At 65.0% G+C, this 13541-nt stretch carries 10 protein-coding genes; 3 read left to right on the top strand and 7 right to left on the bottom strand.

Features of this window, described 5'->3' with window-relative positions; translation table 11 throughout:
- Positions 1-68 precede the first annotated feature (68 nt).
- From DOM45_RS05315 to DOM45_RS05305, 3 genes are read left to right on the top strand one after another with little or no spacing between them, the layout of a single operon-like run.
- Positions 69-3551, top strand: a complete 3483-nt coding sequence (locus DOM45_RS05315; RefSeq protein ID WP_110598483.1) for an ATP-binding protein — start codon at positions 69-71, stop codon at positions 3549-3551.
- Position 3552: 1 nt separating this feature from the next.
- Positions 3553-3942: a response regulator gene (locus DOM45_RS05310; RefSeq protein ID WP_110598482.1), complete on the top strand. Its 390-nt coding sequence runs from the start codon at positions 3553-3555 to the stop codon at positions 3940-3942.
- Complete coding sequence (locus DOM45_RS05305) at positions 3932-5545, top strand: diguanylate cyclase (protein WP_110598481.1); 1614 nt, start codon at positions 3932-3934, stop codon at positions 5543-5545. Before DOM45_RS05310 ends, DOM45_RS05305 begins: the two co-directional genes overlap by 11 nt.
- 60 nt (positions 5546-5605) lie before the next feature.
- On the opposite strand, the gene der is transcribed toward DOM45_RS05305, so the two are convergent.
- From der to pilW, 7 genes are all read right to left on the bottom strand, one after another.
- Positions 5606-7009, bottom strand: a complete 1404-nt coding sequence (gene der / locus DOM45_RS05300) for a ribosome biogenesis GTPase Der (RefSeq protein ID WP_110598480.1) — start codon at positions 7007-7009, stop codon at positions 5606-5608.
- Positions 7010-7198: 189 nt separating this feature from the next.
- Positions 7199-8365: an outer membrane protein assembly factor BamB gene (bamB, locus tag DOM45_RS05295; RefSeq protein WP_110598479.1), complete on the bottom strand. Its 1167-nt coding sequence runs from the start codon at positions 8363-8365 to the stop codon at positions 7199-7201.
- Positions 8365-9021 carry a YfgM family protein gene (locus tag DOM45_RS05290; RefSeq protein ID WP_110598478.1) on the bottom strand — a complete coding sequence of 219 codons (657 nt, stop codon included), beginning with the start codon at positions 9019-9021 and terminating at the stop codon, positions 8365-8367. The genes bamB and DOM45_RS05290 overlap by 1 nt, the downstream gene beginning before the upstream one ends.
- Before the next feature lie 58 nt (positions 9022-9079).
- Positions 9080-10360 (bottom strand): histidine--tRNA ligase, encoded by a 1281-nt coding sequence (hisS, locus tag DOM45_RS05285; RefSeq protein WP_110598477.1) that lies wholly within the window; start codon positions 10358-10360, stop codon positions 9080-9082.
- Positions 10361-10485: 125 nt separating this feature from the next.
- Positions 10486-11601 (bottom strand): flavodoxin-dependent (E)-4-hydroxy-3-methylbut-2-enyl-diphosphate synthase, encoded by a 1116-nt coding sequence (gene ispG, locus DOM45_RS05280; protein ID WP_110598476.1) that lies wholly within the window; start codon positions 11599-11601, stop codon positions 10486-10488.
- Positions 11602-11609: 8 nt separating this feature from the next.
- On the bottom strand, positions 11610-12653 hold the full coding sequence (locus DOM45_RS05275; RefSeq protein ID WP_110598475.1) for a RodZ domain-containing protein: 1044 nt from the start codon (positions 12651-12653) through the stop codon (positions 11610-11612).
- A 58-nt stretch (positions 12654-12711) separates the two neighbouring features.
- Positions 12712-13449, bottom strand: a complete 738-nt coding sequence (gene pilW, locus DOM45_RS05270; protein WP_110598474.1) for a type IV pilus biogenesis/stability protein PilW — start codon at positions 13447-13449, stop codon at positions 12712-12714.
- Positions 13450-13541: the final 92 nt, after the last annotated feature.

Below are 13541 nucleotides of genomic sequence, written 5' to 3'. Positions count from 1 at the left end.
TTATCCTCATGAAAAAGCATGAGTCATTTCATGCTTTGCTTGGGAACCGTTCATGAGGAGACAGACGGGTGAAGGTCTCTCGCTTACCGACATGGTTGATTGTCCTGGGCAGCATCCTGCTGACGCTGTTCTTCGGTTGGATGTTGTTGCAGGCGTTGTTCAATGATCGTGAGGCCTTTTCCCGGGACCTGAATTTCCAGTCTCAGGAACAGGGAATCACCATCAATGCTTCGCGTGCCGGGCTCGAACGTCGAGTCCAGGTACTGGCGACCACGCTGGTCGCCAATCCGGTCGTTCGCGGACTCATGGCCCAGGCGACGGGCCCCGTCTCGCCAGCTCGGCTGCAAGCGATCCGGACCCGACTTCGCGAGAATCTCGCTCCCTACTGGAGGGCGCTGGAAGCGGGCAATGCGCTGGAACTCAACCTCTTCCTGCCTGGTGACGACGACGCGAGTCCTTTCCTGAGCCTGCAGTCGCATGACGCGTCCCCGGTCTCCGGGGACAGCGACTATCTGTTACGGCGGAGCCTGGAAACGCGAGAGGCGGTCTACGGCATCGAGTTCGACGGTTCCCGAGCGACCACGGCTGGTGTCGCGCCGATCTTCGGACCCGAGGACGAGAAGAGCGATACGCTCGTCGGGCTTCTCGAGGTGGAATTTGCCGTGGTGCCCGACGTCGCCAGACTCTCCAATCAACTGGAGAGCGGTGTCGCGGTGCTTTCCCGAGAGGGCGATATCGATGGGGCCGTACCCCGATGGCGGGTGACCAAGCGCTCGAATGCGCTGATCGATGACTGGTTGTCCGGCACCCAGATGCCGGTGGTGCAAGACCGCGCGAACTGGTCCGTGGTCGAGGGCGATGACGGACGCGGCTATCTGTTGACGCTGGTCCCGCTGAGCCAATCCGGGGACGACAGCTCGCGAGCGATCGCGGCGGTGGCGGTCTGGAAAGATATCACGACGCAACTCGAGCATCGCGATGCGCTGATCATCAGCACCTGGCTGCGCTGGGGTGTGGCGTGGCTGATCGCCGAGGCCTGCCTGCTGCTGCTGCTGTGGGGCACGCGTCGTGTGACCCGGGACACCATGCTTCGTCATCAGCAGCGGCTCGAGGGCCAGAAATCGACCCTGGAGTCCCTCAACCAGCGCCTCGAGGCACAGAAGGAGACGCTGCAGACCCTCAACGATATCGCAGCCTTCCAGGAAACCTCTTTCCAGCGTCTGGTGGAAAAGGCGCTGCAGGCAGGTGCCGAGCATCTTGGGATGCCATTTGCCGTCGCCAACCGTATCGAGGGTGAGGATTATCTGATCCAGGCCGCCTACTCCATCGATCAGCGGTTCGAGCCGGGACAGCACCTGAAGACCAGCGACACGTTCTGTGAATTGACCATGGCCAGTGCCGACGTCGTCGCCTTCGCCGATGCCGACACCGATGGCTTCGGCGAGCACCGCTGCCGTTTGCGTTACTCGCTCAAGAGCTATATCGGTGCCCCTATCTGGGTACATGGACAGCGCTACGGGGCCTTGGCCTTCAGCAGCGATCGGCCGCATCCCCGTCGATTCGACGAAGTCGACAAGGAGTTCGTGCGCCTGCTGGCGCGTTGGGTCGGTGCCACGCTGATGCGCTGGCACGAAGTCGAAGCGCGGGAGGAGTTGAGCAAGCGGCTGCGCAAGATTGCCTCCCAGACCCCCGGGATGATCTATCAGTATCGGGTCGATGCCGATGGGCGGCCCTCGTTTCCCTACGCCAGTGACGCGATCAAGGCGTTCTACGGGATCACCCCCGAGCAGGCGGCACAGGACTCCTCCGCGGTCATCGAGGCGATCCTGGAAGAGGATCGGGAGATGGTTCTGCGGTCTATCACCGAGTCGAGGGAGAATCTGACTCCATGGCAGTGTGAGTATCGCATCCTGCATCCCGATGGTCGGGTCATCTGGCTTGCCGGCCAGTCGATCCCCGAGCGGGAGGACGATGGCGGGACGATATGGCACGGCTTCCTCCACGACGTGACCGAGCGCAAGCGCGACGAGCGTCTCAAGGGCGAGTTCATCTCCACCGTCAGTCATGAGCTACGCACGCCGCTGACCTCGATTTCCGGTGCGCTGGGGTTGATTCAGGGCGGCGCGCTCGGAACACCGCCGGATGCGATGCGTGGGATGTTGAAGACCGCCCACAGCAATTCCCAGCGCCTGATCCTGCTGATCAACGATCTGCTCGACATGGAGAAACTGGTCGCCGGCAAGATGACGTTCCAGATGCAGGAACAGCCGCTGATGCCACTGGTCGACCAGGCGATCGAGGCCAACCAGGCTTACGCCGACCAGTTCCAGACTCGCTATGTGGTGACCGATCGCATGGATCGCGCGAGTGTCAACGTCGACCCGATGCGCCTTCAGCAGGTGATGAGCAATCTGCTCTCCAACGCGGCGAAGTTCTCTCCACCGCACACCCAGGTCGAAATTCGGGTAGAGCCGATCGGTGAACGGGTGAGAGTCAGTATCATCGACCACGGCCCGGGCATTCCCGCCGAGTTTCACGATCGCATCTTCCAGAAGTTCTCCCAGGCCGACGGCTCCACCACGCGCAAGCAGGGCGGGACCGGTCTGGGCCTTGCCATCACGCGTGAGCTCGTCGAGCGGATGCGAGGGTCGATCAACTTCTTCTCGGAGGCCGGGCAGGGCGCCTGTTTCTTCTTCGAGCTGCCCTGCACGGAGATGGCTCAGGCGCCCGAGTCCAGAGTGTCAGTGGAAGCGTCGCCAGCGGCTGTCGACGGCCACGAGATCGAAACCACCGGATCCCGGCTGCTGATCGTCGAGGACGATCCGGACACGGCAGTGCTGCTGGCCACGCTGGTCAGGCACTGGGGCTATCAGGCCGAAACCGCGCACACCATCGGTGAAGCCCTGAAATGGCTCGAGCGCCGGAGCTTCGATGCCATCACCCTCGATCTGCTGCTGCCGGACGGCAACGGCCTGACGCTGCTGCGTCAACTGCGCGAGCAACCGCGCACCCGGGAGTTGCCGGTGTTGATCGTCTCGGCGGCGGCGGAAGAGGGGGAGCTGGAGATCGGCGGCCGCTTGGATGCCGTCGATTGGCTGGCCAAACCGCTCGACGAGAAGCGGCTGGCTGGCGCACTGCACAGTTCGCTGAGTCTGAAGCCCCAGCGCGAGCGTATCCTGCATGTCGAGAGCGATGCCGAGCTGACCCACCGCGTGGCGCAACAGATCGCCGTCAGCATGACGCTGGACGTGGCGCGTTCGCTGCAGGAAGCGCGCTATCTGCTCGACAGCCATGACTACGGCTTGATATCGCTGGATCTCACCGGGCCGCAATCGCCCGGCTGGGAGATCATTCCGATGCTGAGCCAACTGGCCCGCCAGCCGGCTGTCATCATCCTGTCCGAGGAGGCGCTGGCACCGACGCTGCTGGGACGAATGGATACGGCGATCGCCAAGCCCGGTCTCTCTGCCGAGGCGCTCATGGAAGCCTTCGGTCGTCAGCTTCGGGGCGGTGCGACGTCGTCGGACAATCAAAACGAGGAAACCCGCTGAGATGAAACCTCTCCAACGGATTCTGCATGTCGAGGACGATATCTCGATCCAGGAGGTGGCCAAGGTCGCGCTCGAGATCGTCGGCGGCTTCGAGGTCCGCAGCTGCGATGACGGCCAGTCGGCGCTTTCATGCGCCGATGAATGGCAGCCGGATCTGGTCCTGCTCGACGTGATGATGCCGGGCATCGATGGCCCCACCACGCTGACCCGGTTGCGGGAACAGGCGTCGACACAATCGATTCCGGTCATCTTCATGACGGCCAAGGTCCAGCCCAGCGAGATCGAGCATTACCGCGCCCTCGGCGCCCTGGATGTGGTCATCAAACCATTCGATCCCATGATGCTATCGACACAGCTGCGGGAGATCTGGGAGCGATCCCATGCAGGATAGTGACATCCAGGCGCGGCTGGCGGCGCTCAAGGCACAGTACAGTCAGCGTCTCGGCGAGGACCTGCAGACCCTCACCGCTCAGGCACGCGAGCTCAGCGCGCGCCAGAGCGGACTCGATCCGGCGATGCTCGAGGTACTGAAACAGGGTCTGCACCGGATCGCGGGCTCCGCGGGGACGTTCGGTTATCCCGAGTTGAGCCGCGATGCCCGTGAAATGGAGATGTGGCTTCAGACCGTGATCGAGAGCGCGGCTGCGCCCACGCCGCCGATGCTCTCGGCGCTGCACGACCGCCTTCGGGACAGCTATCGTCTGCTCGCCACCACCGCTGCAGCGGCCGTCGCCGAGCCGCAAGCCGGCTATGACCTCGCCAGCGGCGATCGGCCCATTCGGATCGCGGTCATGGCGGATGGCGAGACCGACGCCCTGATCCATTCACTGACCGGATTCGGCTACGACTGCCGCGCGCTCTCGGCGGAGAGGTCCTGTCGTGAGTGGCAGCCGGATGTCGCGATCGTCGACACGGCCCGGGTCGACAGCGTCACCTGGCGCGATCGTATCGCCGACATGCCGCAGGCGATGCTGATACTGCTGAGCGACGACACCGGGTTCGATGCTCGTCTCCAGGCGGTTCGTGACGGGGCTCACGGCTTCTTTGCCCATCCCGTCGATGTGCCTTCGCTGGAGCGCCATCTCCGCCAGTTGGTCAACCTTCCGCAGCAGGATCCCTACCGGGTGCTGATCGTCGACGACGACCTCGAGCTCGCCGAGCATTTTCGCCTGACCTTGAAGGGCGCCGGGATCGAGTCCCGGGTCATCACCGCGCCCCGCGACGTGTTGCGGGGCCTGCGCGATTTCGTGCCCGATCTGGTACTGATCGACATCAACATGCCGGGGTGCTCCGGACCGGAACTGGCGCGCCTCATTCGCTTCGACGACGACTGGCTGCGAATTCCACTGGTCTATCTGTCGGCGGAATCCGACGTCCACCGCCAGGCGCAGGCCCTGGCCCAGGCCGGTGACGACTTTCTGGTCAAGCCGATCGCGGACGTGGCGCTAGTGGCTGCGGTCACGGCGAGGGCACAGCGCTCCCGGCAGCTCAGTCTGGCATTGGCCCGTGATGGCCTGACCGGCCTGATCAAGCACCCGGCGATCAAGGAATTGATCGAGATCGAACAGGCGCGCTCCGAGCGTACCGGCTCGGAGGCCTGCGTGGTGATGATCGACATCGATCGCTTCAAGTCGATCAACGATACGTACGGTCATGGCACCGGCGACTATGTCATTCGCCTGCTCGCCAACCTGCTGCGCCAGCGGCTGCGCCGGGTCGATCATGTCGGCCGCTACGGCGGCGAGGAGTTCGTGGCGGTGTTGCCCTCGTGCTCGCTGGAGCACGCTCGCGAAGCGATCGAGCGTATCCGGGTCAGTTTCTCTCAGCTCGAGTGCGTGGCAGCGAGGGAGACCTTCAACGTCACATTCAGTGCGGGGGTGGCGAGTACGCTCGACTGGCAACCGGCCGAGGCGCTGCTCGAGGCCGCCGACCGTGCGATGTACGACGCCAAGCAGGGGGGAAGGAATCAGACCCGGGTCGCCGTTGCCCCTTGACCAGCGACGGCGTCGCGGCGGCGAGGAACGGCGCGGGCGCCACTGGCCTCGCCAGGCAGGTCAGCGGCGGTTCTTTCTCGCCTCCCGGGTGCGGCTCAACTGGCGCTCGCGGGCCTTTTCCCGGTCGCTGGCGCCAGCCTGGTTGTCGTAGGGGTTGTTGCCCGAACGGAACTCGAATCGGATTGGCGTACCTCGGACTTTCAGCACCTTGCGGAAGGTGTTGGTGAGGTAGCGTCGGTAGGCTTCCGGCAACGACGAGGTCTGGTTGCCGTGGACGACGATGATCGGCGGGTTGCTGCCCCCTTGGTGGGCCATGCGCAGCTTGATCCGGCGGCCATTGATCATCGGCGGCTGATGCTCGCTGACGGCATCCTGCAGGATCGAGGTCAGCCGGTTGGTCGACCAGTGGCTGTTGGCGCTGTCGAAGGCCTTGTCGACCGACTTGTAGAGGTCGCCGACGCCGGTGCCGTGCAGGGCCGAGATGAAGTGCAGCTCGGCGTAGTCGGCAAACCCGAGCCGGCGCTTGATGTCCGAGCGCATCTTGTCGCGGGCTTCCCCTTCCAGGCCATCCCACTTGTTGACCGCCAGCACCAGCGCGCGCCCACTGCTGAGCACGTAGTCGAGCAGGTGCATGTCCTGCTCCACCAGGCCGGTGCGGGCGTCCAGCACCATGATCGCGACGTGGCACTCCTTGATCGCCTCGAGCGTCTTGATGATCGAGAACTTCTCGGCGATCAGGCTGACGTTCTTGCGCCGCCGCACACCCGCGGTATCGACCAGCACGTAAGGCTTGCCGCGCCGCTCGAAAGGCACTTCGATGGCGTCGCGGGTGGTGCCGGCCTCGTCGAACACGACCACGCGCTCCTCGCCCAGCATGCGGTTGACCAGCGTCGACTTGCCGACGTTGGGGCGACCGATGACGCCGATGTGAATGCCGGGATGATAGCCGGCCGGGCCGGCGTTGGGGTCGCGCTCGGGGAACGGCTCCAGCACCTCGTCGATCAGCGTGGTGACGTTGCGTCCGTGGGAGGCGGCGATCGGTCGCGGATCGCCCAGGCCGAGCGCCCAGAAATCGGCCATCGCGGTCTGCTCTTCGAGGCCATCGGTCTTGTTCACCACCAGCCAGGTCTTCTTCTGGTTGACGCGCAGGTGGTTGGCGATCGCCTGGTCGGCCGGCATCAGCCCGGCACGCCCGTCGACCATGAACAGCACGATATCGGCCTCGTCGATGGCGGTCAGCGACTGCTCCGCCATGGCCGCGTCGATACCCTGCTCGTCACCGCTGATGCCGCCGGTGTCGATCACGGTGTAGGTCTTGTCGCCGAGCTGGCCGCTGCCGTACTTGCGGTCGCGGGTCAGGCCGGGGAAATCGGCCACCAGCGCGTCGCGGGTACGTGTCAGGCGATTGAAAAGCGTCGACTTGCCGACGTTGGGTCGGCCAACCAGGGCGATAACGGGGTTCATGGCGATTCGCAAAAAGGCGGTGACAAGGTGGACGGCCGGCGGGAGGGGCTGCGAGGAAGCCCGGTACGACCGCTTGATAGCCGGTCATTCTAGCACGCGAACAGCGGGAAGTCCGAGCCGGGCGGTTCCATTCTTCCCAACGCAATCGGCCCCGCTCAGGCGGGGCCGATTGGCAGAGCGCGGTGCCGGTCAGTTCTGATCGGAGAGCGTCTTCAGGTCGTACGCAACCAGGGTGCCATCGTTGCCAAGGGCATAGAGACGACGGTCGCCGGTCAGCAGGGGCAGCGACAGGCCGTCGCCACCCAAGTGGATGCGTCCGCTCATCTCGCCGGTCGACGCGTCGATGAGATGGATGTAGCCCTGGTAGTCGCCCACCGCAATGTTGCCGTCGACGAACGAGGGGGCGGTCAGCGAACGGCCTTCCAGGGTATCGGAATCCCACATTACACGGCCGGTGTCGGCGTCGATCGCGATCACGTGGCTGGCCGCGTTGACCGTGAACAGGTAGTTGCCGACCACCAATGGTGTCAGGTAGCTGGACTCCTCGTGTTCCCACAGCACCTTGCCGGAGGTGGCTTCCAGCGCCAGCAGGCGGCCGTTGTAGCTGGTCACGAACAGCCGGCCATCCGGGGTCAGTACCGGCTGGCCGTCTAGGTCGACGAGCTGATCGACCTCGGTCCGTCCCTTGGGCACGGCGACGCGCATGTCCCACAGCGGCTGGCCGCTGCGGTTGTCCAGCGTCACCAGGCGGCCGTTGGCGAAGCCGGCGAAGGAGACCGGCTCGATGACCCGGGGCGCGCCGGTACCGCGCAGCGTCAGTGCCGGCTGGGAGCTGGAGTAGACCCATTTCTCGCTGCCGGTCAGGCGGTCGAGGGCGGTGACCGCACCGTCGACGCTCTGGGCCACTACCAGCTCGCTATTGACCTGGGGCGCGGCCAGCACCTCGCTGGAGACCCGCGATTTCCAGTCGATGCTGCCGTCTCGCCGATCCACCGCCAGCACCTCGCCATTGCGAGTGCCGAGGTAGAGACGCCCGCCGTCGGCGCCGATGCCGCTGGAGATGGGCGTTCCCAGCTTGACGTCCCATTGGGTATCGCCGCTGTCGGTATCGATCGCCCGCAGGTCGCCGGTTTCGTCGACGGCATACAGGGTTCCGTCATCGACGATCGGCGTGAGCGGATAGCGGGCGCGGCCGAGCCCTTCGCCGATGCCCTGATCCCAGCGCTCCTCGAGGCTGACCTTGGGCGTGAAGTCCTGAAGCTCCTTGGGCGGATATTGCGGTTCGACGCTACCGGCACAACCGGCCAGCAGCGTGGCGGTCAGGCCCAGGGGCAGAAGTAGGTGAGTCAGTTTCATCAGGTGGCGTCCTCCACACCGAGATCGTCTAGCTTGAGCTGAAGGCCGTAGATCGTCTGGTCAGCATCCTGGGCCAGGCTTTGCGCCTGTTGATAGGCCTTGCGCGCGTCGTCCGGGCGTTCCAGCGCGACGAAGGCGTCGCCGAGAACGTTCTGGCGCTGCGCCTCGAGTGCGCCGGGCACGGCGTCCTTCAGGGTCTCCAGCGCCGCTTCGGGGTTGTCGCTGGCGATCTGGAGACGGGCCAGGTCGATGCGCGCCAGGCCCTTCATGTAGGGGCGGTCACTGTCGGCGACGACATCGTCGAGCGCCTGGCGAGCGCGGTCGGTATCGTCGGCACCGATGGCGATCTTGGCTTCCAGCAGCCCGGCCAGGTCGGCGTAGAGGGTGCTGCCATGATCGCTTTGCAGGCCATCCGCCAGGGTGAAGGCCTGTGTCCGCGCGTTGTCGTCGAGCGTGTCGCTGCTGGCGATGGCGATCAGCTGCTGATAGGCGTTGGACGCCTCGGCGGACTGGCCTTCCTCATAGCGCTGCCAGGCATGCCAGCCAAAGACGCCGGCGGCGGCGACGGCAATCCCCACCAGCAGCGCGCTGCCGTTCGACTTCCACCACTGTTTGATCGCGTCCAGCTGCTCTTCTTCGGTCCTAAGCTCCGCCACGGGCGGTCTCCTTCTGCGTTCGTCGGCAGTCATGCGGCTGCCGGTACCCGTTCAGGCTTCAGGTGAACTGGCGCTCCAGCCAAGCAATGGCGTCGTCCAGTTCGAGTGTCTGCTGCTCGCCATCTTCGCGCAGCGGCTTGATTGTCAGGCAGCCCTTTTCGATCTCGTCTTCGCCGAGGATCAGCGCGACGCTGGCGCCGCTGCGATCGGCGCGACGAATCTGGCTCTTGAAGCTGCCGCCGCCGCAGTGTACCTGAAGTCGCAGCGCCGGCAGAGCATCGCGCAGGCGCTCGCCGAGTCCTATCGCGTTGCGCTCCGCCGAGTCGCCCATCGCCAATAGGTAGGCGTCGGCGCCACCGTGGGCCTCCGCCGGAATCAGGTCGAGCGTATCGAGCAGCAGCATGAGGCGCTCGAGGCCGATGGCGAAGCCGACACCCGGCGTCGGTTTGCCGCCGAGCTGCTCGACCAGGCCGTCGTAGCGCCCGCCGCCGCAGACGGTGCCCTGGCTGCCGAGGGCGGTGGTGGTCCACTCGAACACGGTGCGTGAATAGTAGTCGAGCCCGCGGACCAGCCGGGGGTTGATGCGATAGGCCACGCCGGCGGCATCGAGCGTCGATTTCAACTGCTCGAAATGCTGGCGGGAGGCGTCGTCCAGGTGGTCGAGCAACTGCGGTGCCCCGGCCAGCATCTCGGCCATGGCGGGATTCTTGGAGTCCAGAATCCGCAGCGGATTGGTCGTCAGTCGACGCTGGGAATCCTCATCGAGCACCTCGCGATGGGCCTCGAAATAGGCGACCAGGGAGTCGCGATAGGCGGCGCGGGCTTCCGGCGTGCCCAGCGAATTGAGCTCGAGCGTGACGTGTTCCGCCATGCCGAGCTGGCGCCAGAGGCGAGCGGAGAGCAGGATGATCTCGGCGTCGATATCGGGGCCGGTCATGCCGTAGGCCTCGATGCCGATCTGGTGGAACTGGCGGTAGCGACCCTTCTGCGGGCGCTCGTAGCGGAACATCGGACCCATGTACCAGAGCCGCTGGGTCTGGTTGTGGAGCAGGCCATGCTCCATCGCGGCCCGCACCACGGCGGCGGTATTCTCCGGGCGCAGGGTCAGGCTCTCGCCATTGCGGTCGTCGAAGGTGTACATCTCCTTCTCGACCACGTCCGTCGCCTCGCCGATGGAGCGGGCGAACAGGGCGGTCTGTTCGACGATCGGGGTGCGGATCTCGCGATAATCGTAGCGGTCCACCAGCGAGCGCAGCTGGCGCTCGAGATACTGCCACGCGGGCGACCGATCCGGCAGCAGATCGTTCATGCCGCGAATGGCCTGGATTTTGTTGCTCAACTGACACTCCTGCCTATAGCAAAACGCCACAGGCACCCGCCTGGGCGTTCGTCGGTTACTCTCTGATGATGGGCCGCGAGGCGTCAAGCCTCGCGCTCATGCGTGGGAGCTCGGGGACGCTGGATTCACGCCTCGCGGGCAATCAGGGCGTCAGCGCGGCTCTCTTTCTCTTTTGCCTTCTCGCGGATCAGCGCTTCGAGATCGTCGACGAGATGATCGTTACGCAGCTTGCTCGCCGGCTTGCCATCGATGTAGACCAGGTTGGCCGGGCTGCCGCCGGTGAGGCCGATGTCGGTCTCCTTGGCTTCGCCGGGGCCATTGACCACGCAGCCGATGACCGAGACGTTCAGCGGCGTCATGATGTCCTCGAGGCGCTCCTCCAGGGCATTCATGGTGGCGATGACGTCGAAATTCTGACGAGAACAGCTGGGGCAGGCGATGAAGTTGATGCCCTTGGCGCGCAGCTTGAGGCTCTTCAGCATGTCGAAGCCGACCTTGATCTCCTCCACCGGATCGGCGGCCAGCGAGACCCGGATGGTGTCGCCGATGCCATCCATCAGCAGCATGCCGAGACCGATGGAGGACTTCACCGTGCCGGAGCGCAGACCGCCGGCCTCGGTGATGCCCAGGTGCAGCGGCTGCTCGATCTGCTTGGCCAGCAGCCGGTAGGCGGCCACGGCCATGAACACGTCGCTGGCCTTGACGCTGACCTTGAAGTCGGGGAAATCGAGCCGGTCGAGATGATCGATGTGGCGCATGGCCGACTCGACCAGCGCCTCCGGGGTCGGTTCGCCATACTTCTTCTGCAGATCCTTCTCCAGCGAGCCGGCGTTGACGCCGATCCGGATCGGGATGCCGTGATGGCGTGCCGCGTCGACCACCGCCCGCACCCGATCCTCGCGCCCGATGTTGCCGGGGTTGATGCGCAGGCAGTCGACGCCGAGCTCGGCTACCCGCAGGGCGATCTTGTAATCGAAATGGATATCGGCCACCAGCGGAACGCTGACCTGGCGCTTGATCTTGCCGAAGGCTTCGGCGGCATCCATGTCCGGTACCGAGACGCGCACGATGTCGGCGCCGGCCTGTTGAAGACGCTGGATCTGCGCGACGGTGGCGGCGACGTCGTTGGTGTCGGTATTGGTCATGCTCTGGACGGCGATCGGGGCGCCGCCTCCGACGGGAACGTCACCGACGTGGATCCGTCGGGAGGTGCGGCGGGTGATCGGAGATGGCATATTCATGGCGCTTCTCAGTCTCCCAGGGTAAAGCGAGCGACATTGTTGCCGCCCGTGTATTGGCTCAGATCGACCGATTCACCGCGATATCGAAGCGTCACGCCGCTGGCGTTGCCGATGGTCAGACGGAAGGGGGGATCTCCCTCCGCGCTCGCCTGGCTGCCGGCGGACTGCAGACCGCTGAAAATTCGGTCGTCGTTGGCATCATATATCTCGGTCCATGACTCTTGGTTGAAAGTCAGGGAGAGCGTGTTGGCGCTGGCCGCGGCTGGCGTTGCCTCGTCATCTGCCGGTGCCGTGGTGGACGCGACCAGATCGTTGGCTGTCGAGCCGACCTGCTGGGCCTGACGTTCGTCACCGCTCGGCGGCGTCGTCTCCGCCGAGGCGGAAACGCCGGTGCCGTCGCCCGCACCGCTGTCCGTGGCGCCGACGCCATTCGTCGAAACGTCCGCCCCGGCTGTCGGCGTGTCCTGCTGCGTGGGCAGCGGCGGCAGTTGGGTATCGGTGTTGGGCGTCATCGCCGAACTGTCCGTCGCCGGCGCCTGGGCAGAAACGCCAGCGCCGTCGTCGTTGAGACGGTCGACGGCGATCGGGCTGTCGTCGCTGCCGCCACCGAAGATATCGTTGCCCTCGCGGCTCTGCCACCACAGCAGTGTCAGCGAGATCAGGCCGATGATGACCAGCAGCGTGAACAGGCGGAAGATCCAGGCGCCAACCCGGGAGGGTGGGCGGGCGGTGTGCACCGGGGCCAGTTTTCGTTCCATGTCGCCGCGGCCGTGCTTGGCGTCGTAGGCCCCGACGACCCGAGTCTCGTCGAGCCCCAGCAAGCGCGCGTAGGCTCGCACGTAACCCCGGCGATAGGCGGCGATGGGCACCTGATCGAAGCGATCCTCCTCGAGACCCGCGACGACGATCGGCCTCAGATTCAGCTGCAGCGCGACGTCCTCGAGACTCAGTCCCTGGCGTTCGCGCTCGCCTTGGAGCATGTCACCCGCCGTTTCGGAAGCGTGGCCGGGTGCGTCGTGTTGCTTGGTCGATGATTCGTTCATTTCGCTCATTGGCGAAAATCCTTCTGATCTTTTCCCGAGCAGGGCTCGAGTACGGGGTCTGTTGGCCTCAGGCGCCGCTCAACTGCTGGCGGTAAAAGGCAGCACGTGCCGAATCCCCCTGGGCGCTGGCGATCTCGCTGGCCAGGCGCAGGCTGTCGGCGTTGGTGCCAGCCACGGTGAAATAACGCTGCAGGCGTTCCCAGGCACGTTCGTTGTTACCCTGCGTATGATCGATGCGAGCCAGAGCCAGCAGGCTACGTGCGTCGCGCGCATCGATATCTAGCGCGCGCTCGTAATACTGGCGAGCTGCAGTCGCATCGCCGCTGGCCATCTCGCACTGGCCCAGATTCGCAAAGAGCTGGGCTCGGTTGGTATAGGTGATATCGTCGCTGGCGACGCGCAGTTGCTCGCATGCCTTGGCGTACTCGCCGCGCTGATACAGCAGCGCGGCGTAGTTGTTACGGATGCGCGTGGCCTTGGGGGCAGCCCCCAGGGCCTGCTGAAAGAACCGATCCGCCAGATCGAGGTCGTTCTGGCGCTGGTAGAGTAGTGCCAGCCCCTCCAGCGCGCCGCTGTCCCGGGGATCCAGATTCAGCGCATGCTCGAGAGCCTGCTGCGCGCGCGGCATGTTGCCCTCGGCGAGATAGGCCTTGCCAAGTCTCGTGTAGGCCGCGGCCGCATCCTCCGGGCTATCCTGTCTGGGGCCGTTCGACGACACCGCCGTGGCGCAGCCGCCCAATAGACACACCAACCCCAGCGCGATACATAGCGGCCGTATCGAAAAGGGACGAGATTGGCGAGTCATTCACGGCTCTCCCACGTTTACGGGATGGCGACAATCCGAAGGTCGAATCCCGAGCAACTGATAACAAAGCGGTTTTGGGGCTCCCATCAAAG

Source organism: Salinicola lusitanus (assembly GCF_003206045.1).
In the GTDB taxonomy this organism is placed as follows: Bacteria; Pseudomonadota; Gammaproteobacteria; order Pseudomonadales; family Halomonadaceae; genus Salinicola; species Salinicola lusitanus.
Note: the sequence above shows the minus strand (reverse complement) of the source record. Positions and strands in the feature narration are given on the sequence as shown.